We start from the raw sequence: 25,537 nt of genomic DNA on the forward strand, positions 1-25,537 counted from the left end.
CTAACTACATTTCCAACTTTGTTGTAACTGAGCATAATTTAATTGAAGCCACTGCAGCCCGATCACTGCAATGCCATTATCAATTTTCCCCTCGCACATCCATTGATACGCCTGTTCACGTTTTACTACGTGTACTCGAATGTCTTCATTTTCTTCAGCCAAACCGTGAATACCTTTTGCTTGTGAACTATCAACCTCACCAGCAAATAAATGAATTCGCTCTACCGTTCCACCTGGACTATCCCACACACTTAAGCAATGCGTTAAATTTTTTACTTGAATTCCCGCTTCTTCTTCACTCTCACGCAAAGCAACCTCTTCCGGCTTTTCACCTTTTTCCACCATGCCTGCAATTAATTCGAGTAACCAAGGCGAACGATGAGATTCTGGATGATAAGCCGCGCCAATACGAACTTGTTCAACTAAAATCACCGAATCTTCTTTTGGATCATAAGCGATGACGGCAGAGGCAGCGCCTTTAATAAGTAATTCACGCGTTACTACACCGCTTTCACCACCAGCAAAAAGCTTATGTTTAAATTGAATTCGTTTGAGTGTGAAAAAACCTTCATACAAAGTTTGTTCACCCAATATTTCTATATCTTGTTGGCTAAAGTGTTGAATTTCTGACATCTTTTTCTCCAAAACTGCGCGCAAAATCATACGCTTAAAAGACTACAAAAAAAATAGAAGGTTTCCACTTTTTGTTGAAAGTTTGAAGTGAGTCACAAAAAAATAAAATGCCATGATTATTTATTCAACAATCACAGCATTCTTTTTTAGAAGTAAGTGAAACAGTATTTCACTCCATTTTTATAAAATAGGCATCCTACAAAACTTTACTCACAATTTTTCCATCAGCCACTTGAGTTGTAATTAAGTCCCCTTGCTTTACATCTTTCATGCTAACAATGGCTTTACCTTGCGGGTTCTCTGCAATGGAATAACCTCTTGCCAATACCTTCAACGGGCTTAAACCATCCAGTTTTCCGCATAACGTTGCCAGTTTATTTTGACGCTCCGTCACTTGGCGATTTACACAAAAATTTAACCGCACTTGTAACTGCTCTAAGCGTTGTTGATGACGTTGCACTCGATATGACAATGGATTTTGTTTCAAACGAGAAGAAAGTGCGGTGAATTTTTGTTGTGTATTTTCAAACTGACGCAACATAGCAAGTTGCAAACGATACGTAAGCTGTTCATTTTTCGCTTGTTGAGCACGTAACTGATTCTGCGGATGCTGATTTTGCAATCGTAAGGTTAGCTGTTTCAAACGCTGGCTTTTTCGCGTAAATAAACGATCAAATGCCATATCTAAACGTTGCTGTTGATGGCGAAGTTGTTGCAATAATTCATCTTGATTACGGCTAACTAACTCAGCCGCAGCAGAAGGAGTCGGCGCACGAAGATCTGCAACAAAATCGGCAATCGTCACATCTGTTTCATGTCCTACAGCACTGATAATGGGTAAGGTTGAACGAAAAATTGCTCTCGCCACTTCTTCTTCATTAAAACACCAAAGATCTTCTAATGAACCTCCACCACGCCCCACAATTAATACATCCACCTCTTGTCGTGCATTGGCAAGTTCAATCATTTGCACAATTTCTGCGCTCGCCTCTTTGCCTTGTACTGCAGTGGGATAAATGACGACTTTTAAACTTGGATCGCGGCGTGCCAAAATATGCAAAATATCTTGCAATGCCGCACCTGTAGAAGAAGTTATAATCCCAACCGCTTTACTAAAGTGCGGTAGATTTTTCTTGAGATTTTGAGCAAACAATCCTTCCGCAGCCAACTTCATTTTTAATGCTTCAAATTGCTGTTGCAACAAACCTTCACCAGCTGGATGCATGGAGTCAACAATAAGCTGATAATCACCACGAGGCTCATATAAACTCACATTGGCACGCACAAGCACTTGCATTCCATTTTGCGGACAAAAAGCTACACGCAAATTTTTCATACGAAACATCGCGCAACGGACCTGTGCATTTTCATCTTTCAGAGTTAAATACCAATGCCCAGACACGGGTTGCGTAAAATTGGAAATTTCACCTGTTAACCAAATTTGGGAAAAATTGCCCTCTAGCATCTGACGCGCAACAGAATTCAGTTGAGATACGGAATAAATATTGTCTGACATAGTTTGTTATATCTTAAAGGTTAAAGATAATCCCCCTCTTTAGCAAAGAGGGGGGAAGGGGAGATTTGGCAGAAGTAAAATCAACCTCGTAAGTAATTAAACATCGTTATCAAATCTCCCCCATCCCCTCTTTTCTAAAGAGGGGAGCTTGATTATTCTATAATTACCCAACCATCATCAACCCAGTTACAAATGGAATACAACAGTAAATCCATTGAAGTTTCGGGATCTTCGGTTTCTTTTACTAAATTAGATAAAAATACCCAATCCAAACTTTCACCATCAGATAAGCATTTCAACACTTCGGTCTCAATCACATTAAGCTCATCTAACCACTCGCCATTAGCATAAATTCGCAGCGGATTTTCGGTGTAAAGCAATTTACAATTGTTGTCTTGAGAAAGGAACGCCCCATCCTCTTCTAAAATTGACCGAACTTCATCAGGATCACACATTTCATCAGAGACTAATAACTCGTAACGACGAGAACTCACCGCACTTGCTACAGCTTGCTTAAACAATGCATCAAAAGCTTCTGAATGAGCCAATTTATCTAATAAAAGCTGCTTCATTGCTTGAATATTTTCATCCGCAAGTTTACCTGTACGTTGTTCTGATTGGCTTAAACGTAGCGGTAAATCAAATTCGCTTAAATTCAAATCAGGATCTTGATGACAAAAACTTTTGCTTATCCCATCAATTAAATTGCTTAAATTTGGATAACGCAAGCCAAAAGAAAAGGTTAAACAATCATCTTCAGCTACGCCATAATGTGCCATACGCGCTGGAATATAGAGGATGTCGCCCGGATTCATCACTTCATCAATCACCAATTCGCCCATATCATCAAAAATTCGGATTGGCTGATTAGGTTTAAATTCGGTACTTGGATCACACCATTTACCTAATTGCCAACGACGATGACCATATCCTTGCACCAAGAATACATCATACTCATCATAATGCTTACCAACAGAGCCACCTTTCGGCGCATAAGACACCATAATGTCGTCACGTTGCCATTGAGGAATAAAGCCAAATTTGTTCCAAAGTTGTCCTAATTCAGGCGACCATTGCTCTAAATTTTGAACTAACACCGACCATTTTTCTGGCAATTTTTGGAAATCCTTGTCGCTCAAAGGACTAAAAAAAACTTTCCAATCATCATCAGAAAATGTCTTCACTAAACGAGCGGTAACATCTTCATTTTGTGCAAGCTCAATAATATCTTGTGGCTCAAACTGCCCAACAATTTCAGGCAAACCTTTACGAATCACAAGTGGCTTTTTCTGCCAATAATCGCGTAGAAAAATTTCTGGTGTGATATGTTCAGGTAAACAAAAATCAACAGATGAAAGTGAGGTCATTTTTAAGCTCCTTTTTCTTTGGCTGCAGCTTGCTCCGCTGCACGTTTACGGCGAATTTCTTTCGGATCAGCAAGTAATGGACGATAAATTTCAATACGATCGCCCTCTTTTAATACATCAGTCAATTTTATTGGACGACTGAAAATTCCAATTTTATTTGTCTGCAAATCAATCTCTGGAAATTGGCTTAAAATCCCTGATTGCGTAATCGCCGTTTGCACGGTAATGCCTTCATCAACGTGAAAAGATTTCAAATAATAACATTCGGGCAAAGCATAAGCGATTTCAATGTTAATCTGGCTCATCTTTATTTCTTCATCAAAAAATTTTGGGCTATTATAACGTATATAGCGAAAAAGTGCGGTCAGTATTAACGATAAATAAGGAAACAAAATGAATTGGGTATTCTTTGCCGTTGGCTCGGCATTTTTTGCAGGCTTAACGGCGATTTTAGGCAAACTTGGTGTGGACGGAATGAATAGCAATCTCGCTACTTTTATTCGCACCATCGTAATTTTACTGATCACCGCTGGTATTATTTCCGCCCGCAACGAATGGCAACTACCACAACATATCGCCGCCAAACCTTTCACTTTTTTAGTTTTATCAGGCATCGCCACTGGGCTTTCTTGGCTTTGTTACTATCGAGCCCTTCAACTTGCCCGAGCATCTTGGGTCGCCCCAATTGATAAATTAAGCGTGGTCATCGCGATTATTTTAGGCGTGGTTATCTTAGGCGAGCCGTTGAGCCTGAAATTAGTCGCAGGCAGTATTTTGATTTTATCGGGTGTATTAGTTTTAGCGTTATAATACTTGTATTACATTAAGTACATTTTAAATATTTTAAGGATATATTATGACGCTTACAATAAGATAATCTAACGAACTTCATCATCGTCTTGATCATCTTGCATTACAAATCGGCTGAGCAAAATCCTATTATGTAAAAGCAGCACTTGAAGCTTATATGGAGGATTTGGAAGATATGGCAAATGCGGTTATTGAACGTGTTCGAGCTGGAAAGGAAAAAGTGTATTCACTTGAGGATGTAGAACGTGAACTCGGTTTGGACAATTCTTTTCGCTGAAACAGCTAAAAAGCAATTAAGTGATGATTACTACAGAATTAGAGTTGGGATATTGCTTAAAAATTTATTATTAGTAGATTAGTTTAAGTAGGCGTGTAAACATTATTCTTTACACACTAATGTATTAAAAGAAACCTATAGTATTCTTTATAGGTTTGTTCTTAGAATTTTTATTTCAAAACTTCTCTTTTACTTTCTCATATTCTTTTAGTTCATCTAAGGATAATGAAGGTGATGTATTAGAAGTCGTTTCAATTAAAATAGACTGAGATATTTTACTATTATTTTTTAGAGCCTTTCTTGAAGCTTCATCACAGAAGAGAAATTTTATATCACCTGAAACAAAATTTTCCGTTAAATTAGCTAGTTCATTATAATTAATAGGGTCATCAATAGATCGTGATTTTAAATAAGGCTCGAACTATTTTAGAGCCAAAAGAGAAAGAAATTACACTTCTAAGTGCTTTATTAGAAGCAGTGAAATTGAAATAACTGATGTAGATTGAGACTTTAGGTTTTTTTCGCTACAATACGCCACCATTTTTTACATCATCAAATAAAAATGTCAGAAATAAAACTCATTGTTGGTTTAGGCAATCCTGGCGATAAATATACCAGTACACGCCACAATGCGGGAGAATGGCTTATTGAACGCTTGGCACGTCGTTTTAACGTTTCGCTAAATCCAGAAAGTAAATTCTTCGGAAAAACTGCCCGCACTTTAGTGAATGGAAAAGAAGTTCGCCTTTTAGTGCCGACAACTTTTATGAATTTAAGCGGTAAATCGGTTGGGGCATTGGCAAGTTTTTACCATATTAAACCTGAAGAAATTTTAGTTATTCATGATGAATTGGATTTACCCCCTGGCACAGCAAAACTCAAACAAGGCGGTGGGCACGGCGGACATAATGGCTTAAAAGATATTGTGGCGCAACTAGGCAATAACAATAATTTCTACCGCTTACGTATTGGCATTGGGCATCCTGGCCATCGTGATTTAGTGGCGGGTTACGTCTTAAATAAACCATCACCAGCAGATCGCGATGCACTTGAAAAAGTGCTAGATGAAGCGACTGATTGTGTAGAAATGATTTTCAAAGATGGAATGGTCAAAGCGACCAACCGTTTAAACAGTTTTAAAATTTAAAAGTGCGGTTAGTTTTACAACCGTTTTACTCAAAATAAGGGAAAAATTATGGGATTCAAATGTGGTATTGTGGGATTGCCAAATGTCGGCAAATCTACTCTTTTTAACGCGCTCACTAAAGCTGGTATTGAAGCCGCAAACTATCCATTCTGCACTATCGAACCAAATACTGGTGTCGTGCCAATGCCAGATCAGCGTTTAGATGCATTGGCAGAAATCGTTAAACCTGAACGCGTATTACCTACCACGATGGAATTCGTAGACATCGCAGGCTTAGTTGCAGGAGCAAGTAAAGGCGAAGGCTTAGGTAACAAATTCCTCGCTAATATTCGTGAAACCGATGCGATCGGCCACGTCGTTCGTTGCTTTGAAAATGACGATATCGTGCACGTTGCTGGGAAAATTGACCCACAAGATGACATTGATACCATCAATACCGAATTAGCCTTAGCAGACTTAGACAGCTGCGAACGCGCGATCCAACGTTTACAAAAACGTGCCAAAGGTGGCGACAAAGAGGCTAAATTTGAACTTTCCGTTATGGAAAAAATCCTTCCTGTACTTAAAAATGCGGGAATGATTCGCTCTGTTGGGTTAGATAAAGAAGAATTGCAAGCAATCAAGAGTTACAACTTCTTAACTTTAAAACCAACAATGTATATCGCAAATGTGAACGAAGATGGTTTTGAAAATAATCCATATTTAGATCGCGTTCGTGAAATTGCTACAAAAGAAGGAGCAGTTGTTGTTCCAGTATGTGCGGCGATTGAATCTGAAATTGCGGAACTTGATGATGAAGAAAAAGTCGAATTTTTACAAGATTTAGGCATTGAAGAACCTGGACTGAACCGCGTAATTCGTGCGGGTTACGCACTTTTAAACCTCCAAACTTACTTTACCGCGGGTGTAAAAGAAGTACGCGCTTGGACTGTTTCAGTCGGCGCAACCGCACCAAAAGCAGCTGCAGTAATCCACACCGACTTTGAGAAAGGCTTTATCCGAGCAGAAGTTATCGCTTATGAAGACTTTATCCAATTCAACGGCGAAAACGGTGCAAAAGAAGCAGGTAAATGGCGTTTAGAAGGCAAAGATTACATCGTACAAGATGGCGATGTCATGCACTTCCGATTCAATGTATAAAAATATATAAAAAAATAACCGCACTTTTTAAGTGCGGTGTTACGAATTAATCAAGGAACCTTGTATGTCATCTATTAAATATCGTCCAGAAATTGATGGACTGCGTGCAATTGCTGTTATTTCAGTCATTATTTATCATCTTAATGAAAACTGGTTATCTGGTGGTTTTCTTGGGGTGGATATTTTCTTTGTTATTTCTGGTTTTCTGATTACGGGTATTATTATCACAGAAATTCAACAGAATTCTTTTTCGTTTAAACAATTTTATACTCGACGTATTAAACGAATTTATCCTGCTTTTATTACAGTGATGGCATTAGTGTCTCTCATTGCGTCTGCTATTTTCATTTATAATGATTTTAATCAATTAAGAAAAACGATTGAATTAGCTACAGCTTTCTTATCTAATTTCTATTTAGGTTTAACACAAGGTTATTTTGATTTAAGCGCCAATGAAAATCCTGTGTTACATATTTGGTCATTAGCTGTAGAAGAACAATACTATCTTATTTTTCCACTTATCCTAATTTTAGCTTATAAAAAATTTAGAGAAATTAAAGCATTATTTATTATAACGCTAATCTTGTTTTTTATTTTACTTGCCACCTCTTTTATTCCAGCTAATTTTTACAAAGAAGTATTGCACCAGCCTAATATTTATTATCTTTCTAACCTAAGATTTCCTGAATTACTTGTAGGATCTTTGTTGGCAATTTATCATAATCTTTCAAACAAGGTTCAATTGAGTAAGCAAGTAAATAATATTCTGGCTATCTTAAGTACATTACTATTATTTTCCTGCTTATTTTTAATGAATAATAATATTGCATATATTCCAGGTATTACTTTAATTCTTCCTTGTATTTTTACAGCATTAATTATTCATACCACATCACAAAATAACATTATTAAATTATGTTTATCCAATAAAGTGATAGTATTTATTGGAAAAATTTCTTATTCACTTTATTTATATCATTGGATTTTTATTGCGTTTGCTTATTACATTACTGGCAGTAAACAAATTCAAGACATTACAGTGTTAATTGTTGTCGCATTAACGATTATTTTCTCTATAATAAGTTACTATTTCATTGAACAACCTATAAGAAGATCAAAATTAAACTTTAAGCAGGCATTTATCTATCTTTATCTAATTCCTTCTCTTTTTATTATTGGTTATAACACCTATGAAAGAAAACAAATTAGAAAAGAAAAAGAACATATTGAACAAGATGTTTTATCTGTTAATTTAGAGAATAACTTATCAACTACAGTTTTAACAATCGGAGATTCTCATGCTAGTCATCTTACTTATTTGTTAAAATATCTTGGTAAGCAAGAAGGATGGAAGTCAACTATTTTAAGCATAACTGATGGGAAGGATTGTTTTGTTTTAGTGGATAAAAGCAATAGAATAACATCTGAGTGTCAAGAGTTATTTGATGAGATTAATTCACCTAAATATAAAGCTATTTTTATTTCTGGATTTTATGATTTAAGAATGGGAGGACAACCTGTTCCAAGATTTAACGCAGAATCAGCTATTATTCCTAACTTCAAAATAAGATTTAGGGAAACAATAAAATTACTTGCTAAATCAAAATCGGTTTATATCTTTGCAAATAACAGTTCTATTAGCAGATCACCTATTCGTGGATATTTACTAGAGAAATATGGACTTGAAAAGTATTTAGAACCAATTCGTAGAATGGGCGATATTGATGCGAGCAACAAAATTATTCACGATTTAGTCAAGGATATTCCTAATGTTTATTGGGTAGATGCTCAACAGTATTTACCAAAAGATAGCGTTATGGAAGAAGGAAAATATTTGTATGGAGATCAAGATCACTTAACAAATTTTGGTGCTTACTATATGGCAAAAGAATTTAGTAAATACCAACGAGTGATGACACCTGAACAAGTGAAAAAACTCTACGAGTAAAAACTAAAAGCGTTGAGCTATTTGCCCAACGCTTTTTTATATTTACTTAAGTTCATCAACTAACTTCTCACCAATAGGTTTTCGCCAGCCAATCAGCAATTCTGGTAGTTTATTTTGAGAACAATCATATTTCCAAACCCATTTAATTAATTCATCCAAAGTGCGTTTACTTGCAAGGATTTCAGAGGTTAAACCTGCTGGTGTTAAGCTATTCACTTTTTCTTGCAACAATCGAATTGTTTTTTTATAACGAGGATCTTCAGAAATACGTTCAATAGGTTTTGGATAGTCATTAGAAGAAATACGTCTTGCTTGAGCAAGTAATTGCAAAATCTTCTTACCACGTACACGCACTTCATTTTCAGTTAATCCCATTTCCAACATTTCCGATATATTACGCGGATTATTTTTTGCCACTTTCCAAAGATTATCTGATTTCACAATATAAGAAAGTGCTAAATCACGTTCTATTCCGACGTTTTGTCGCCACTGCGCCAAAATTCTTAAACGAGATAATTCTAATAGATTTAATTTCCAAGCATTTGGAATATCCAAATAAGCTTTTTCTGAATCTCGTTCTTGTAATTTATGCGTTTTAGCAAGAGCCAATTCACAATCATCGATTACGGCTTGTTCCCAAGGTGTTTTCGCTAACTCTTTTTCAAGAATATGATAAAGCGGTAACAAATACCAAACATCACCTGCGGCATATTGAAGTTGAATATCAGAAAGGGGGCGTTTGATCCAATTCGTTCGTGTTGCGCCTTTATCAATTTCTATATTTAAGTATTGTTGTGCTAATTTTGCCAATCCTGCTGATGTGCCAAGCCCAAGAAAGCGCGCCATAATTTGCGTATCAATCATTGGGCATGGAAGCTGATCAAATTTTTGTAAGAAAACCAATAAATCTTCACTACAAGAATGTAAGACTTTTAATACTTTAGGATTGGATAACAATGCAACAAAAGGCGAAAAATCCGTAATCGCTAAAGGATCAATTAAAGAGACGCGCTCGCCATCATAAAGCTGGATTAATCCCAACTTAGGAAAATAAGTGGAAACACGCATAAATTCTGTATCTAGGGCAACCGCATTTTGCTGCTGAGCCAAATTGCAAATTTCCAATAGCGAAGTATTATCCGTAATAACCGTAAAGTGCGGTGGATTTTGACATTCTTTTATCATAGTGATTTTTTATTTAAAAAGAACAAAAATGGGATATTGCTATCCCATTTTGATATTAATGTTTTGAACGTTTTGCGATCTCTTCATCGCGTAAAACCCGACGTAAAATTTTACCTACATTGGTTTTTGGCAGTTCGTCTCGGAACTCAATTTCTTTTGGTACTTTATAGCCTGTGAGATATTGGCGACAATGGTTTCGAAGTTCATCTCGGGTTAAACTATCATCCTTTTTCACCACAAATACTTTAATCGTTTCACCAGAAACTTCATGAGGAACGCCGATTGCCACAGCCTCAGCCACTTTGTAATTTAGCATAACGACATCTTCAATTTCATTTGGATAGACATTAAAGCCAGAAACCAAAATCATATCTTTTTTACGATCTACAATGCGTAAGCTATATGATTCATCCATAATGACAATATCGCCAGTTGCCATCCAACCATCTTTTAAAACTTCGCTAGTTGCTTCTGGTCGTTGCCAATAACCTTGCATGACTTGGTCACCTTTCACCCATAATTCACCAAGCTCTCCAATTTTTGCGTCTGAACCATCATCCTTAATGATTTTTATATCAGTATTTGGCACCGGCACACCAATAGTACCATTATGTTTCACAACATTAATCGGACAAGCGGCGATTAATGGTGAACATTCTGTCATTCCATAACCTTCAATAATGTTACAGCCCGTCAATTCATGCCAACGTGTTGCCACCGATTGTTGAATAGCCATACCGCCACCCACAGAAAGTTTCAAAGCAGAAAAATCAACTTCTTTGAAGTTTTCATTATTTAACAAGGCATTAAATAAGGTATTCACACCAGTGATTGCTTCAAAACGATATTTTTTCAACTCTTTCACAAATCCCTCAATATCTCTCGGATTGGTGATTAAGATCGCCGTTACGCCTAACTCTAAAAATAATAAGCAATTCACTGTTAAGGCAAATACGTGATAAAGAGGCAAAGCTAAAATAGCTGAGCGAGTGCGAGAATGATCGCCAATAAATGGCTCTGCAATCCATTTTGCTTGGAATACATTGGTTATAATATTTCCGTGCGTCAGCATTGCACCTTTCGCAACACCTGTTGTGCCACCAGTGTATTGTAAAAAAGCTAAATCCTCGCGCGACATTTCAGGGCGAACATATTGTCGATATTTACCAATACTCAATACTTCTCGGAAGGTCACTGCATGCGGTAATTTATATTTCGGCACCAGTTTTTTCACATATTTCACGATAAAATTGACTAAAGTACGTTTACCAAATGAAAGTTGATCACCCATTCGGGTAAGAATAACGTGTTTGACATTGGTATTGAAAACGACTTTTTCTAAGGTAGAAGCAAAATTTGATACCACGACAATCGCTACCGCACCACTATCTTGCAACTGGTGCTCTAATTCTCTCGGTGTGTAAAGAGGATTGACATTTACTGCAATTAAGCCAGCACGCAAAATACCAAAAAGTGCGATGGGATATTGCAATAAATTTGGCATCATTAATGCCACGCGATCTCCACGCTGAAGTTTAAATTCATTTTGCAAATACGCGGCAAATGCACGACTGCGCTCTTCTAATTTACGAAAAGTAAGTACTTGCCCCATATTAATATAAGCGGGGCGATCTGGATGTTCGCGCACAGCTTTGTCGAATATATCCAAAATAGATTCATATTTTGAAGTATCCAGAAATTTTTCAGAACCTTCTGGATAATTTTGAAACCAAATTTTTTCCATTTTTTATCCTAATTTGTTGGAAAATCTTTAAGATTTTATCATTTAATTCAAATAATAGCGAATTTCAGGCTGAACATACCAAGGGTGATGTCTCCATCTAAAAAATCCCCAATCATCATCTTCATCCCAATCATCTGTTGGATAATCATAAGTGGTACTGAGTGTCCAAATACGGTATTTATCAGGTTGAATAACAGGATAAATATAATCAGCTTGTTCTATCTTGCCTTTTTCTGTTCCAACTAATTGCCCACCTACAGTAATATAACGCTCTTTTAAATTTTCAGGGTCCACAAAGCCGTTGAAATACACGATAAAGCGACCATCTGATTGAAATTCAACAAATGGTTTACCTGAAATTGATGACACCGGTAAACTTAACACTTCAATTTTTGTTTGATTTGGTAAAACAGTCGCCTGAACAATTTTCCCTCCAAGTCGAACAGTTTTACAATGGCAGGTTAAATCTTGAGGGGAAATCTCGCGATAGGAATTAATAGAGAATCGATCTTCTTCTAACCCTTTCGGTGGTGCCATACAGCCTGTCAATCCCAAACAAAGTGCGGTAAAAAATAAGGTGATTTTGCCTTTCATTTTCTATCCTCCAGTTATTTAAACTTATTCACGTCCTGGTAATTTTTTCCAAGTAACCTCGTTTCGCAAATAAATCGGTTCAATCTCTAAAGCTGAAATTGTACGTTTTTGCAAGTATTCTACTCGTGCGAGCTCCAGCATATATAATGCATTAGGCAACGCTATATCTGAGCTCGTTAGATTTTTTTCAGTAAATTGAGAATATGCTGCCCAACCAGTCCCGACTCTAAATGCATTATCATCTCGAAACTGTTTAATTACTTGTTCTGGGGAACAAACTTGTTCAGTTATGATTTCTCGCCATTGAAAAAATTCCCCGACATCAGACCGCACTTTTTCTCTCACTAATTGAGAAAAATAAACTTCGTTCATTCTCGCATCAATCGCGGCAACGACATTTTCTGCTTGATGTAATTCAAATGCCGCCTGTGCCATTGCGGTTAAATTTGAAATAGGAATGACAGGCAAATCAGCACCAAATGCTAAACCTTGTGCAATCCCAGCACCAACACGAACTCCAGTAAAACTACCAGGCCCACGCCCAAAGGCGAGGGCATCAACTTGATTTAAACGTAAACCTGAATTTGCCAAAATTTCATCAATCATGGGTAAAATTCGTTTGGTATGAGTGCGTTGAGCAAGTTCATTAATATGTGTTTTCTCACCATGATGAAATAAAGCGACTGAACAGGCTTCAGTTGAAGCATCTAGCGCCAATAAAGTTAAATTTTGCATTATTATTCTCGTTTATTTATTTTGTAAGAATTGTATCACTTTGTTGAGATCACGGGTACGACTTGAGTTAGGTAAACTTTTCAAAAAAGTTTCACCATAATTTCGCATGACTAATCGATTATCACAAATAATCACAACGCCACGATCTGTAACATCGCGAATTAAACGTCCTACGCCTTGTTTCAACGTAATCACCGCTTCAGGAATTTGAATGTCATTGAATGGATCGCCACTTTGCAAACGACAATCCTCAATACGTGCTTTCAATAAAGGCTCATCTGGTGCGGTAAAGGGAAGCTTATCGATAATGACTAAAGAAAGTGCATCACCGCGCACATCTACACCTTCCCAAAAGCTAGAGGTAGCCACTAAAACGCTATGCGTTTCTTTTATAAATTGCTCGAGTAATTTGCCTTTTGAGGTTTCGCCTTGTAATAGAATCGAAAGGTTACTTTTTTCACGGAAGTATTCTGCTAAGCCGCGCATCATTGAATAAGAGGTACAAAGAACAAAGCAACGCCCCTTATTTGCTTCGATCACGTGCAATAACATTTCTCCTAGTGAGCTTAATGTATTAGCCTGATTCGTATTCGGCAAATATCGAGGCACACAAAGCAAAGACTGCTCAGAATAATTAAAAGGACTCGGTAAAATTTTTTGTGTAGCATCTTCAATGCCTAAACGTTGGCAGAAATGATTAAAAGTCCCCCCCACTTCTAATGTCGCGGATGTGAATATCCAAGCAGCTTCTTTAGCTTCGAGCTGAGCACCAAATTTATCTGCTACTGTCAATGGCGTAATATGTAAACCAAACTGGCGACCATTTCCTTCATACCAATAACAATAACCCACAATATTTGTTTCAGATAAACGCTTGAGCTGAATTTTAATGGATTCAACGCGCTCAAAAATGCTATCCAAAGTTTGGGAGCGACCAGGCGCTAATTTAATTACCTCAGCTAAAAAATCTATTTTCTCCTGTAATAATTCAAAGGATTTTTTCACCGCACTTTGCGTGTAAAGCTCACGCCAATTTCCTCGAACATTACTCCCATTACCCAGTAATAAACGAAAATCTTGTACAACCTTCAGTAAGGTATCAGATGTTGTGCCAAGCTGCTGCATATCTTTAAGTTCTGTGCGGTAAACAATATTAATATCCTTACACAAATCAAAAAGCTGGCGTGATGTTAAAGATTGACCAAAATATTGACTGGCAATATCTGGTAACTGATGAGCTTCGTCAAAAATAATCACTTCTGCATTTGGAATAAGTTCGCCAAAACCACTTTCTTTCACAGCCATATCAGCAAAAAATAAATGATGATTAACCACAACAAAATCAGCATTTAATGCTTTTTTACGCGCACTTGCTACATAACATTCTGAATAATTAGGGCAATCGGTGCCTAAACAGCTTTCCGCTGTACTTGTCAGTTGAGGAATAATTGGGCTATCTTCTGCAAGCTCAATACATTCTGTAAAATCGCCTGTTTTAGTACTGTTGTTCCATTTTCGTACTTTGCTTAATTCAGCTAAAACGGACTTATCTCCAAGCACACCTTGAGCAATAACTTGATCTAAACGTTCTAAACAAAGATAGTTTGCTCGACCTTTTAGCAATGCAATTTTACCCGTGAAATTGAGGGCTTTTTTAATAGCAGGAAGATCTCGATTAAAAAGCTGATCTTGAAGATTTTTAGATCCTGTAGAAATAATTGTTTTTTTACCAAATACTAGAGCAGGAGCCAGATATGCAAAAGTCTTTCCTGTCCCCGTTCCAGCTTCAATAACAAGGGAAGATTTATTTTGGATTGACTCGCCAACTGCATGTGCCATTTCAATCTGCTCAGTTCGAGGTCTAAAACCTTTGATACTTTGACTTAATTCGCCATTAACAGAGAAAATATTAGAAATGCGATCTTGATAATTCATTAAATTAGAAAAACATAAATTTTTATTAGTTTAACAAACTTATAAAAAATCGTATATGGAGATAGCAGTTTTATTAAAACTAAAGTTAGACTCTTATTTCTTTAATATCATGAATAGATTATAAAGAACAAAAACCCCATATCTTTCGACACGGGGTTCTTATCTTTTATTCTACTCTGCTTTATTCTATTTATGTATTTGGTAACCTGGCGGTGCCCTACTCTCACATGGGGAAGCCCCACACTACCATCGGCATTACAGCGTTTCACTTCTGAGTTCGGTATGGTGTCAGGTGGTTCCACCGCACTATCGCCGCCAGGATAATCCTTTGATAACTCGTCTTTTCTCTTTTATCTTTCGCTACTCAGCTCTTACTCTACCTTTCACTCGTTCTTATTGGCCACAAGCTGAACTCAATTTTCTTTCTATTACGTCTTCTATATTTAATTTGTTTGTCTAGTCTTCTCTTTTTCGCTCTTTTCCAAAAACACTTGAGCGTTGTATAGTTAAGTCCCTCGGGCAATTAGTACAGGTTAGCTCAATGACTCACATCACTTACACACCCTGCCTATCTACGTCTTAGTCTTAAACAACCCTTACAGATTTATAATCTGGGAGAACTCATCTCTTGGCAAGTTTCGTGCTTAGATGCTTTCAGCACTTATCTCTTCCGCACTTAGCTACCCGGCAATGCGTCTGGCGACACAACCGGAACACCAGTGGTGCGTCCACTCCGGTCCTCTCGTACTAGGAGCAGCCCCAACCAATTCTCCTACGCCCACGGCAGATAGGGACCGAACTGTCTCACGACGTTCTAAACCCAGCTCGCGTACCACTTTAAATGGCGAACAGCCATACCCTTGGGACCTACTTCAGCCCCAGGATGTGATGAGCCGACATCGAGGTGCCAAACACCGCCGTCGATATGAACTCTTGGGCGGTATCAGCCTGTTATCCCCGGAGTACCTTTTATCCGTTGAGCGATGGCCCTTCCATTCAGAACCACCGGATCACTATGACCTACTTTCGTACCTGCTCGACTTGTCTGTCTCGCAGTTAAGCTTGCTTATACCATTGCACTAACCTCACGATGTCCGACCGTGATTAGCAAACCTTCGTGCTCCTCCGTTACTCTTTGGGAGGAGACCGCCCCAGTCAAACTACCCACCAGACACTGTCCGAGACCACGTTTCGTAATCTTCGTTAGAACATCAAACGTTAAAGGGTGGTATTTCAAGGACGCCTCCACAATCACTGGCGTGACTGCTTCAAAGGCTCCCACCTATCCTACACATCAAAATTCAATGTTCAGTGTCAAGCTATAGTAAAGGTTCACGGGGTCTTTCCGTCTAGCCGCGGGTACACCGCATCTTCACGGCGATTTCAATTTCACTGAGTCTCGGGTGGAGACAGCCTGGCCATCATTATGCCATTCGTGCAGGTCGGAACTTACCCGACAAGGAATTTCGCTACCTTAGGACCGTTATAGTTACGGCCGCCGTTTACTGGGGCTTCGATCAGGAGCTTCTCTTTCGATTACACCATCAATTAACCTTCCAGCACCGGGCAGGCATCACACCCTATACGTCCACTTTCGTGTTTGCAGAGTGCTGTGTTTTTAATAAACAGTTGCAGCCAGCTGGTATCTTCGACCGGTTCAACCTTCGCCCGCGAGGGACTACAATCTACGCCGGCGCACCTTCTCCCGAAGTTACGGTGCTATTTTGCCTAGTTCCTTCACCCGAGTTCTCTCAAGCGCCTGAGTATTCTCTACCTGACCACCTGTGTCGGTTTTCAGTACGGTTTAGTAAAGCCTTTCGCTTAGTGGCTTTTCCTGGAAGTGTGGTATCAGTTACTTCAGCTCCGTAGAGCCTCGTCATCATCTCTCAGTGTTAAGGAAGTCCGGATTTGCCTAAACTTCCCACCTACCAACTTAAACGCACATATCCAACAGTGCGATAACCTAACCTACTCCGTCCCCACATCGCAGCTTTACCAAGTACAGGAATATTAACCTGTTTCCCATCGACTACGCTCTTCAGCCTCGCCTTAGGGGCCGACTCACCCTGCCCCGATTAACGTTGGACAGGAACCCTTGGTCTTCCGGCGAACGGGTTTTTCACCCGTTTTATCGTTACTTATGTCAGCATTCGCACTTGTGATACGTCCAGCATGCTTCTCAACACACCTTCTTCCGCTTACACAACGCTCCCCTACCCAACAGACTTTCGTCTGATGCCGCAGCTTCGGTGCTATATTTCAGCCCCGTTACATCTTCCGCGCAGGCCGACTCGACTAGTGAGCTATTACGCTTTCTTTAAATGATGGCTGCTTCTAAGCCAACATCCTAGCTGTCTAAGCCTTCCCACTTCGTTTCCCACTTAATATAGACTTTGGGACCTTAGCTGGCGGTCTGGGTTGTTTCCCTCTCCACGACGGACGTTAGCACCCGCCGTGTGTCTCCTGAGTATCACTCTTTGGTATTCGTAGTTTGCATCGGGTTGGTAATCCGGGATGGACCCCTAGCCGAAACAGTGCTCTACCCCCAAAGGTGTCCGCTCAAGGCTCTACCTAAATAGATTTCGGGGAGAACCAGCTATCTCCCGGTTTGATTGGCCTTTCACCCCCAGCCACAAGTCATCCGCTAATTTTTCAACATTAGTCGGTTCGGTCCTCCAGTTAGTGTTACCCAACCTTCAACCTGCCCATGGCTAGATCACCGGGTTTCGGGTCTATACCTTGCAACTAGACGCCCAGTTAAGACTCGGTTTCCCTTCGGCTCCCCTATTCGGTTAACCTCGCTACAAAATATAAGTCGCTGACCCATTATACAAAAGGTACGCAGTCACCCTTTCAGGCTCCCACTGCTTGTACGTACAAGGTTTCAGGTTCTATTTCACTCCCCTCACCGGGGTTCTTTTCGCCTTTCCTTCACAGTACTGGTTCACTATCGGTCAATCAGGAGTATTTAGCCTTGGAGGATGGTCCCCCCATCTTCAAACAGGATATCACGTGTCCCGCCCTACTTCTCGTTAACTTAGTACCACAGCCTGGATGTCGAGTACGGGGCTATCACCCTGTGTCGCTAAGCTTCCCAGCTTATTCCTCTATCTCTGCTGCTATCATTAACTGGCTCTTTCGCTTTCGCTCGCCGCTACTGACGAAATCTCGGTTGATTTCTTTTCCTCGGGGTACTTAGATGTTTCAGTTCTCCCGGTTTGCCTCACTTACCTATGGATTCAGTTAGTGATAGTAGATTCTTCATCTACTGGGTTTCCCCATTCGGATATCTTGGATTAAACGCCTCTTATCGACTCATCCAAGCTTTTCGCAGATTAGCACGTCCTTCTTCGCCTCTGATTGCCAAGGCATCCACCTTGTACGCTTAGTCACTTAACTATACAACCTCAAATGCTTTCAACCACTTTAAGTTTTCACTTGAAAGTGCGGTCAATTTGATGCGTATTTTCATTCAACTAAACACTTGATTGCTTTTGTTCAATCAAGATTTTATGCAAAACAGTTTTATTTCAGTTTTCTTTTCAGTTTACTGTTTACTGCCTTGCCTACTCAGACTTTCTCTCGAAAATCTCTTGTTTTCAGCTTGTTTCCAATTTTTTAAAGAACAGTTGATAAAACCTTTCAGTTATCATCGCTAAATAAACTAAATGAATATCAATAAAATCTTAAACACTATATTAGTTTAAACTAGTGCTCATGACTTTCTTCTCTATTCTCTCTTAATTTACTTAACGATGATAAGTGGTGGAGATAAGCGGGATCGAACCGCTGACCTCCTGCGTGCAAGGCAGGCGCTCTCCCAGCTGAGCTATATCCCCATGTCATCGTTTATTTATTACCTTATTCACCTTCATCACTCACTCAGTTTGAGTGGTGGGTCTGAGTGGACTTGAACCACCGACCTCACCCTTATCAGGGGTGCGCTCTAACCACCTGAGCTACAGACCCAAGGGAATAACGGCTTTCTGCTCGATATTGTCTACAATATATCAATCAATCTGTGTGAGCACTCGCTGTCTCTCGTCTTGGGTAAGGAGGTGATCCAACCGCAGGTTCCCCTACGGTTACCTTGTTACGACTTCACCCCAGTCATGAATCATACCGTGGTAAACGCCCTCCCGAAGGTTAAGCTATCTACTTCTGGTACAACCCACTCCCATGGTGTGACGGGCGGTGTGTACAAGGCCCGGGAACGTATTCACCGCGACATTCTGATTCGCGATTACTAGCGATTCCGACTTCATGGAGTCGAGTTGCAGACTCCAATCCGGACTTAGACGTACTTTCTGAGATTCGCTCCACCTCGCAGTTTCGCCACCCTCTGTATACGCCATTGTAGCACGTGTGTAGCCCTACTCGTAAGGGCCATGATGACTTGACGTCATCCCCACCTTCCTCCAGTTTATCACTGGCAGTCTCCTTTGAGTTCCCGACCGAATCGCTGGCAACAAAGGATAAGGGTTGCGCTCGTTGCGGGACTTAACCCAACATTTCACAACACGAGCTGACGACAGCCATGCAGCACCTGTCTCATGGTTCCCGAAGGCACTCCCGTATCTCTACAGGATTCCATGGATGTCAAGAGTAGGTAAGGTTCTTCGCGTTGCATCGAATTAAACCACATGCTCCACCGCTTGTGCGGGCCCCCGTCAATTCATTTGAGTTTTAACCTTGCGGCCGTACTCCCCAGGCGGTCGATTTATCACGTTAGCTACGGGCACCAAGCTCTAAGCCCAATCCCCAAATCGACAGCGTTTACAGCGTGGACTACCAGGGTATCTAATCCTGTTTGCTCCCCACGCTTTCGCACATGAGCGTCAGTACATTCCCAAGGGGCTGCCTTCGCCTTCGGTATTCCTCCACATCTCTACGCATTTCACCGCTACACGTGGAATTCTACCCCTCCCTAAAGTACTCTAGTTACCCAGTCTGAAATGCAATTCCCAGGTTAAGCCCAGGGCTTTCACACCTCACTTAAATAACCGCCTGCGTGCCCTTTACGCCCAGTTATTCCGATTAACGCTCGCACCCTCCGTATTACCGCGGCTGCTGGCACGGAGTTAGCCGGTGCTTCTTCTGTATTTAACGTCAATGACGTGTACTATTAGCACACATCCCTTCCTCAATACCGAAAGAACTTTACAACCCGAAGGCCTTCTTCATTCACGCGGCATGGCTGCGTCAGGGTTCCCCCCATTGCGCAATATTCCCCACTGCTGCCTCCCGTAGGAGTCTGGACCGTGTCTCAGTTCCAGTGTGGCTGGCCATCCTCTCAGACCAGCTAGAGATCGCAGGCTTGGTGAGCCTTTACCTCACCAACTACCTAATCCCACTTGGGCTCATCTTATGGCATGTGGCCCGAAGGTCCCACACTTTAATCTTTCGATATTACGCGGTATTAGCTACAGTTTCCCGTAGTTATCCCCCTCCATAAGCCAGATTCCCAAGCATTACTCACCCGTCCGCCACTCGTCAGCAAGAAAGCAAGCTTCCTCCTGCTACCGTTCGACTTGCATGTGTTAAGCCTGCCGCCAGCGTTCAATCTGAGCCATGATCAAACTCTTCAATTCAAGTTCAATCGCTCAATATATTGCTTAGCTATAAATAAAAATACTACTTAAAAAGTAATTATGAATTTTCAGTTAAGCACCTATTAAGACTTCAAAATTAAAAAATATTTTTAAAACAAGTCAATCAACAAGTGCCCACACAGATTGCCTGATACATTGTTAAAGAGCAAAAAACAACGACGCACTTGTAAACTTAAATACTTCACAACAGTGCGTCGTTGTGTGCGGTGCATTATAGGGATTTTCAAAACCCTTGCAAGTACTTTTTTGTAAAAATATTTAAAAAAATAATTTTTTGATGGAAATATAAACATTTTATCAAAAAGTGCGGTTAGAATAGTCAAACTTTTATTGCTATTATTTCTTACGTAATGAAACTTCTCCACCATTAAACATCTGAATTTTATTGCCACATAATACTTTTAAATAACCGTGTTCATCTATGCCTTGTTCAATACCTGAAATAACGCCTTGTTCAGTCAGCACATTTACTTCATTATTTGAAAACGCATTATATGATTGCCATGCTTGTTGAAATTCCTCATTAATACCATTTTGCTCAAAAGTATTTAAATGTGTGTATAAATGTTGTATAAGTTTGGGTAATAAGGTTTGTCTATCTATATCAGGATCAATTTCACATACTTCCGCATAAGGCTGACTAATTTCTGTTTTTTTTGGCAACAACACATTAATACCTACGCCAATCACTAAATTGAGCATACCATTTTTATGGTTAGCAATTTCAACTAAAATGCCACCTAACTTTCTTCCTTCAAACAAAATGTCATTTGGCCATTTCACTTGCACGTTTAGCACCTCGGCAATCGCCAAACCGATAACTAAACTTAACCCCTCAATTGATTTTTTAGGAGCAAATGCCCAATAAAAACTAAACATGATTTGCCCAGCAAAAGGTGATAACCATTGGCGACCACGTCGACCTCGCCCTGCAGTTTGATATTCAGCTACACAAAGATCGCCTTTTTTTAAGGAAGGAATATTTTGTAATATCCATTCATTTGTAGAGGAAATAATCGGCTGATAATGGATACTATAAGGAAAAAGTGCGGTTGAAATTTGCTGAGGATTTAATAAAGGAAGACTAGGCACTAAGCAATAATTTTGGCCATCAACGACAATTTCCAAGCCTAGCTCACGTAATTGTTTAATGTCCTCTTCAATATCCGGAGAAAATTTTTCCAATTCAAACCGCACTTTCGGCTGACAATCAGATAAGTATGTCAATAAAGCGAAATTCATCATTTATTCCTTGTAGCAAACGGAGCGAAAATCATAGCATAAATCCCAAAATTTCGTTTTCAAAATCTAGTAAAATCTGTATAATCTCGTCGCAATATTTTTTAACTTCAATTTAGCGAGAATATTGCAATGTCATTACGCATTAAACAAGAAGCCCTTACTTTTGACGATGTTCTACTCGTCCCAGCACATTCAACAGTGCTTCCAAATACAGCCAATCTTTCAACCAAACTCACTAAAGAGATTAATTTGAATATTCCTATGCTTTCAGCAGCAATGGATACCGTAACTGAAACCAAACTAGCGATCTCTTTAGCACAAGAAGGTGGCATTGGCTTTATTCATAAAAATATGACGATCGAACGCCAAGCAGATCGTGTTCGTAAAGTGAAAAAATTCGAAAGTGGTATCGTTTCTGAACCAGTAACTGTTTCACCAAATTTAACGCTTGCCGAACTTGCTGAAATGGTGAAGAAGAACGGCTTCGCTGGCTACCCTATTGTCGATAGTGAAAATAACCTAATCGGTATCATTACTGGACGCGACACCCGTTTCGTAAAAGATTTAAGCAAAACTGTTTCACAATTAATGACGAAAAAAGAAGACTTAGTCACCGTAAAAGAAGGTGCAAGCCGTGAAACAATTTTAGAATTAATGCATCAAAACCGCGTAGAGAAAGTACTTGTTGTAGATGATGCTTTCAAATTAAAAGGCATGATCACCGTTAAAGACTTCCAAAAAGCGGAACAAAAACCGAATGCATGTAAAGACGAATTCGGTCGTTTACGTGTCGGTGCGGCTGTAGGTGCAGGCCCGGGTAACGAAGAACGTATTGATGCATTAGTGAAAGCCGGCGTAGATGTGTTGTTAATCGACTCTTCTCACGGTCACTCAGAAGGCGTATTACAACGTGTTCGTGAAACTCGTGCAAAATATCCAAACTTACCTATCGTTGCGGGAAACGTAGCAACAGCTGAAGGCGCAATCGCATTAGCAGACGCTGGCGCAAGTGCAGTGAAAGTAGGTATTGGCCCTGGTTCAATTTGTACAACTCGTATCGTGACTGGTGTAGGTGTTCCACAAATCACCGCTATCGCAGATGCCGCTGCGGCATTAAAAGATCGTAGTATTCCAGTTATCGCGGACGGTGGTATCCGTTTCTCTGGTGATATTGCAAAAGCCATCGCTGCGGGCGCAAGCTGTGTAATGGTTGGCTCTATGTTTGCGGGTACAGAAGAAGCACCAGGCGAGATCGAACTTTACCAAGGTCGTGCATTTAAATCTTACCGTGGTATGGGCTCATTAGGTGCAATGGCTAAAGGCTCATCCGACCGTTATTTCCAATCTGATAACGCAGCAGACAAACTTGTACCAGAAGGTATCGAAGGTCGTATTCCATACAAAGGTTACTTAAAAGAAATCATCCACCAACAAATGGGGGGCTTACGTTCTTGCATGGGCTTAACTGGCTGCCCAACCATCGAAGAATTACGCACGAAAGCGGAATTCGTTCGAATCAGTGGTGCAGGCATTAAAGAAAGCCATGTTCACGATGTAACGATTACTAAAGAAGCGCCAAACTATCGTATGGGTTAAAACAAAAGGTATTTTATATGCATCTCCCTAATGTTAAACAAAAAATAACTAACCAAGAACTATGTGATATTTTTAATATGTTCAACTCAAGGTGGCATGAGAAGATCTCTAAAAACAAAAACTCTTGTTTTAGTTACCAAAACTTATGGACAACAGACATATATCAATTACTGGGAAAATGATATTTTATATTTAACTGGGATGGGATTAACTGGCGATCAAACCTTAAGCTCTCAAAATAAAACTTTATCGGAATCAGATAGTAACAATGTTACTCTACACTTATTCGAAAATGACACACCTAATTCATATATTTATGAGGGGATTGTCACATTAGCAGGTCCGATTATTAAGAAAGCTCAGAAAGATAAAGATGGAAATAACCGCAAAGTATATATCTTTCCACTGAAGAAAATTAATACAATTTAGAGAAAAAAATGACAAACATCCACAATCACAAAATCCTGATCCTCGACTTCGGTTCACAATATACTCAACTGATTGCACGTCGTGTGCGTGAAATCGGTGTATACTGCGAACTTTGGGCGTGGGATGTGACTGAAGAACAGATCCGTGAATTTAATCCAGACGGTATCATTCTTTCTGGGGGGCCAGAAAGTACCACTGAAGAAAACAGCCCGCGTGCACCTGAATATGTATTTAATGCCGACGTGCCTGTATTGGGTATTTGCTACGGCATGCAAACGATGGCGATACAACTTGGGGGTTTAACTGAAACCTCTGAACATCGTGAATTCGGTTATGCTTCTGTTTTAATGGATAATCCAACCGCACTTTTCGCTTATTTAAATGATGGCGATAGCAAATTAGATGTATGGATGAGCCATGGAGATAAAGTCACTCGTTTACCTCAAAATTTCCAAGTAACAGGTACTACTCCAACCTGCCCAATTGCAGCAATGTCTGACGAAAATCATCGTTTCTACGGTGTACAATTCCATCCAGAAGTAACCCACACCAAAAAAGGTTTAGAATTATTAACTAATTTTGTCGTGAATATCTGTGGTTGCGAAACTAAATGGACAGCTGAAAACATCATTGAAGATGCCGTTGCTCGCATTAAAGAGCAAGTGGGCGATGATGAAGTGATTTTAGGCTTATCTGGTGGCGTGGACTCTTCTGTGGTTGCATTACTTTTACACCGCGCCATCGGTAAAAACTTACACTGCGTATTCGTTGATAACGGCTTGCTCCGCTTACACGAAGGCGATCAAGTAATGGAAATGTTTGGCGATAAATTCGGCTTAAACATTACCCGTGTTGATGCGGAAAGCCGTTTCTTAGGTGAACTTGCAAGCGTATCGGATCCTGAAACGAAACGTAAAATTATCGGTAAAGTATTCGTTGATGTATTTGATGATGAATCAAAAAAACTCACTAATGTGAAATGGTTGGCACAAGGTACGATCTACCCTGATGTCATCGAATCTGCAGCAAGCAAAACTGGTAAAGCACATGTGATTAAATCACACCACAACGTAGGTGGCTTACCAGACTATATGAAACTTGGCTTGGTTGAACCGCTACGTGAATTATTTAAAGACGAAGTACGTAAAATCGGTTTAGCATTAGGATTACCGGCTGAAATGATCAACCGCCACCCATTCCCTGGTCCAGGTTTAGGCGTGCGTGTATTAGGCGAAGTGAAAAAAGAATACTGCGATTTATTACGCCGTGCAGATGCGATCTTTATCGAAGAATTACGCAACAGCGGTTGGTATGAAAAAACCAGCCAAGCCTTCAGCGTGTTCTTACCAGTGAAATCTGTCGGCGTGATGGGCGACGGCCGTAAATACGATTGGGTTATCTCACTACGTGCGGTAGAAACCATCGACTTTATGACCGCACATTGGGCGTACTTACCTTATGATTTATTAGGAAAAGTGTCTAACCGCATTATCAACGAAGTGAACGGCATTTCTCGCGTCGTGTACGACATTAGCGGAAAACCTCCAGCAACGATCGAGTGGGAATAAAAAATCACTTTTTCAGATACTTTCTAATTATTTCAATAACGCCAATAAAGCCTTGCATA

17 protein-coding genes, 2 tRNA genes, 3 rRNA genes and 1 pseudogene are annotated in these 25,537 nt (G+C 39.8%); 8 read left to right on the forward strand and 15 right to left on the reverse strand.

The window, feature by feature from the left end:
- The 4 genes from nudF to AC6H0A_RS05595 form a co-directional block, all read right to left on the reverse strand.
- A complete protein-coding gene (gene nudF, locus AC6H0A_RS05580; RefSeq protein WP_044232803.1) occupies positions 1-633 on the reverse strand; it encodes an ADP-ribose diphosphatase in 633 nt (210 codons plus the stop codon).
- 196 nt (positions 634-829) lie between these two features.
- The gene (gene xseA / locus AC6H0A_RS05585; protein WP_005641660.1) at positions 830-2,149 is read right to left on the reverse strand and encodes an exodeoxyribonuclease VII large subunit; all 1,320 of its coding nucleotides are present in this window, start codon (positions 2,147-2,149) and stop codon (positions 830-832) included.
- A gap of 152 nt (positions 2,150-2,301) precedes the next feature.
- A complete protein-coding gene (locus AC6H0A_RS05590; RefSeq protein WP_179230897.1) occupies positions 2,302-3,516 on the reverse strand; it encodes a ribosomal protein uL16 3-hydroxylase in 1,215 nt (404 codons plus the stop codon).
- Between the two features lie 2 nt (positions 3,517-3,518).
- Positions 3,519-3,821, reverse strand: coding sequence for an RnfH family protein (locus AC6H0A_RS05595; RefSeq protein ID WP_179230896.1), 303 nt, complete (start codon positions 3,819-3,821; stop codon positions 3,519-3,521).
- Positions 3,822-3,909: 88 nt separating this feature from the next.
- Here AC6H0A_RS05595 and AC6H0A_RS05600 point away from each other — a divergent pair, with 88 nt between their 5' ends.
- From AC6H0A_RS05600 to AC6H0A_RS05620, 5 genes and pseudogenes are all read left to right on the forward strand, one after another.
- Positions 3,910-4,326, forward strand: coding sequence for an EamA family transporter (locus AC6H0A_RS05600; protein ID WP_179230895.1), 417 nt, complete (start codon positions 3,910-3,912; stop codon positions 4,324-4,326).
- A 133-nt stretch (positions 4,327-4,459) separates the two neighbouring features.
- Positions 4,460-4,603: pseudogene (locus AC6H0A_RS05605) on the forward strand (type II toxin-antitoxin system RelB family antitoxin); the annotation flags it as partial.
- Between the two features lie 562 nt (positions 4,604-5,165).
- A complete protein-coding gene (gene pth / locus AC6H0A_RS05610) occupies positions 5,166-5,750 on the forward strand; it encodes an aminoacyl-tRNA hydrolase (protein WP_179230894.1) in 585 nt (194 codons plus the stop codon).
- A 48-nt stretch (positions 5,751-5,798) separates the two neighbouring features.
- Positions 5,799-6,890 (forward strand): redox-regulated ATPase YchF, encoded by a 1,092-nt coding sequence (ychF, locus tag AC6H0A_RS05615; RefSeq protein WP_179230893.1) that lies wholly within the window; start codon positions 5,799-5,801, stop codon positions 6,888-6,890.
- 64 nt (positions 6,891-6,954) lie between these two features.
- Positions 6,955-8,838 (forward strand): acyltransferase family protein, encoded by a 1,884-nt coding sequence (locus tag AC6H0A_RS05620; RefSeq protein ID WP_179230892.1) that lies wholly within the window; start codon positions 6,955-6,957, stop codon positions 8,836-8,838.
- A 42-nt stretch (positions 8,839-8,880) separates the two neighbouring features.
- Here the strand turns inward: AC6H0A_RS05620 and rnd are convergent, their stop codons facing one another.
- From rnd to birA, 11 genes are all read right to left on the reverse strand, one after another.
- A complete protein-coding gene (gene rnd / locus AC6H0A_RS05625) occupies positions 8,881-10,023 on the reverse strand; it encodes a ribonuclease D (protein WP_179230891.1) in 1,143 nt (380 codons plus the stop codon).
- Positions 10,024-10,078: 55 nt separating this feature from the next.
- Positions 10,079-11,767 carry a long-chain-fatty-acid--CoA ligase FadD gene (fadD, locus tag AC6H0A_RS05630; protein WP_179230890.1) on the reverse strand — a complete coding sequence of 563 codons (1,689 nt, stop codon included), beginning with the start codon at positions 11,765-11,767 and terminating at the stop codon, positions 10,079-10,081.
- A 42-nt stretch (positions 11,768-11,809) separates the two neighbouring features.
- Positions 11,810-12,361, reverse strand: coding sequence for a Slp family lipoprotein (locus AC6H0A_RS05635; RefSeq protein WP_179230889.1), 552 nt, complete (start codon positions 12,359-12,361; stop codon positions 11,810-11,812).
- 24 nt (positions 12,362-12,385) lie between these two features.
- The gene (gene tsaB / locus AC6H0A_RS05640) at positions 12,386-13,096 is read right to left on the reverse strand and encodes a tRNA (adenosine(37)-N6)-threonylcarbamoyltransferase complex dimerization subunit type 1 TsaB (protein ID WP_179230888.1); all 711 of its coding nucleotides are present in this window, start codon (positions 13,094-13,096) and stop codon (positions 12,386-12,388) included.
- Between the two features lie 12 nt (positions 13,097-13,108).
- The gene (yoaA, locus tag AC6H0A_RS05645; protein ID WP_179230887.1) at positions 13,109-15,031 is read right to left on the reverse strand and encodes a DNA repair helicase YoaA; all 1,923 of its coding nucleotides are present in this window, start codon (positions 15,029-15,031) and stop codon (positions 13,109-13,111) included.
- A gap of 204 nt (positions 15,032-15,235) precedes the next feature.
- Positions 15,236-15,351: ribosomal RNA gene (rrf, locus tag AC6H0A_RS05650) — 5S ribosomal RNA — on the reverse strand.
- Positions 15,352-15,533: 182 nt separating this feature from the next.
- Positions 15,534-18,430: ribosomal RNA gene (locus AC6H0A_RS05655) — 23S ribosomal RNA — on the reverse strand.
- Positions 18,431-18,794: 364 nt separating this feature from the next.
- Positions 18,795-18,870, reverse strand: a tRNA-Ala gene (locus AC6H0A_RS05660).
- Positions 18,871-18,923: 53 nt separating this feature from the next.
- Positions 18,924-19,000, reverse strand: a tRNA-Ile gene (locus AC6H0A_RS05665).
- 82 nt (positions 19,001-19,082) lie between these two features.
- Positions 19,083-20,622 (reverse strand): 16S ribosomal RNA (locus AC6H0A_RS05670).
- The 16S, 23S and 5S rRNA genes sit together here with 2 tRNA genes alongside, the layout of an rRNA operon.
- A 357-nt stretch (positions 20,623-20,979) precedes the next feature.
- A complete protein-coding gene (gene birA, locus AC6H0A_RS05675; RefSeq protein ID WP_005642235.1) occupies positions 20,980-21,885 on the reverse strand; it encodes a bifunctional biotin--[acetyl-CoA-carboxylase] ligase/biotin operon repressor BirA in 906 nt (301 codons plus the stop codon).
- Between the two features lie 129 nt (positions 21,886-22,014).
- Between birA and guaB the strand changes: the two genes are divergently transcribed.
- The 3 genes from guaB to guaA all read left to right on the forward strand — a co-directional run bounded on the left by guaB (position 22,015) and on the right by guaA (position 25,478).
- Positions 22,015-23,481, forward strand: coding sequence for an IMP dehydrogenase (gene guaB / locus AC6H0A_RS05680; RefSeq protein ID WP_005642233.1), 1,467 nt, complete (start codon positions 22,015-22,017; stop codon positions 23,479-23,481).
- A gap of 96 nt (positions 23,482-23,577) precedes the next feature.
- Positions 23,578-23,910, forward strand: coding sequence for an SRA domain-containing endonuclease (locus AC6H0A_RS05685; protein ID WP_052299319.1), 333 nt, complete (start codon positions 23,578-23,580; stop codon positions 23,908-23,910).
- A gap of 8 nt (positions 23,911-23,918) precedes the next feature.
- Positions 23,919-25,478 carry a glutamine-hydrolyzing GMP synthase gene (gene guaA / locus AC6H0A_RS05690; protein ID WP_005642231.1) on the forward strand — a complete coding sequence of 520 codons (1,560 nt, stop codon included), beginning with the start codon at positions 23,919-23,921 and terminating at the stop codon, positions 25,476-25,478.
- Positions 25,479-25,537: the final 59 nt, after the last annotated feature.

Source organism: Haemophilus sp. THUN1692 (assembly GCF_059704395.1).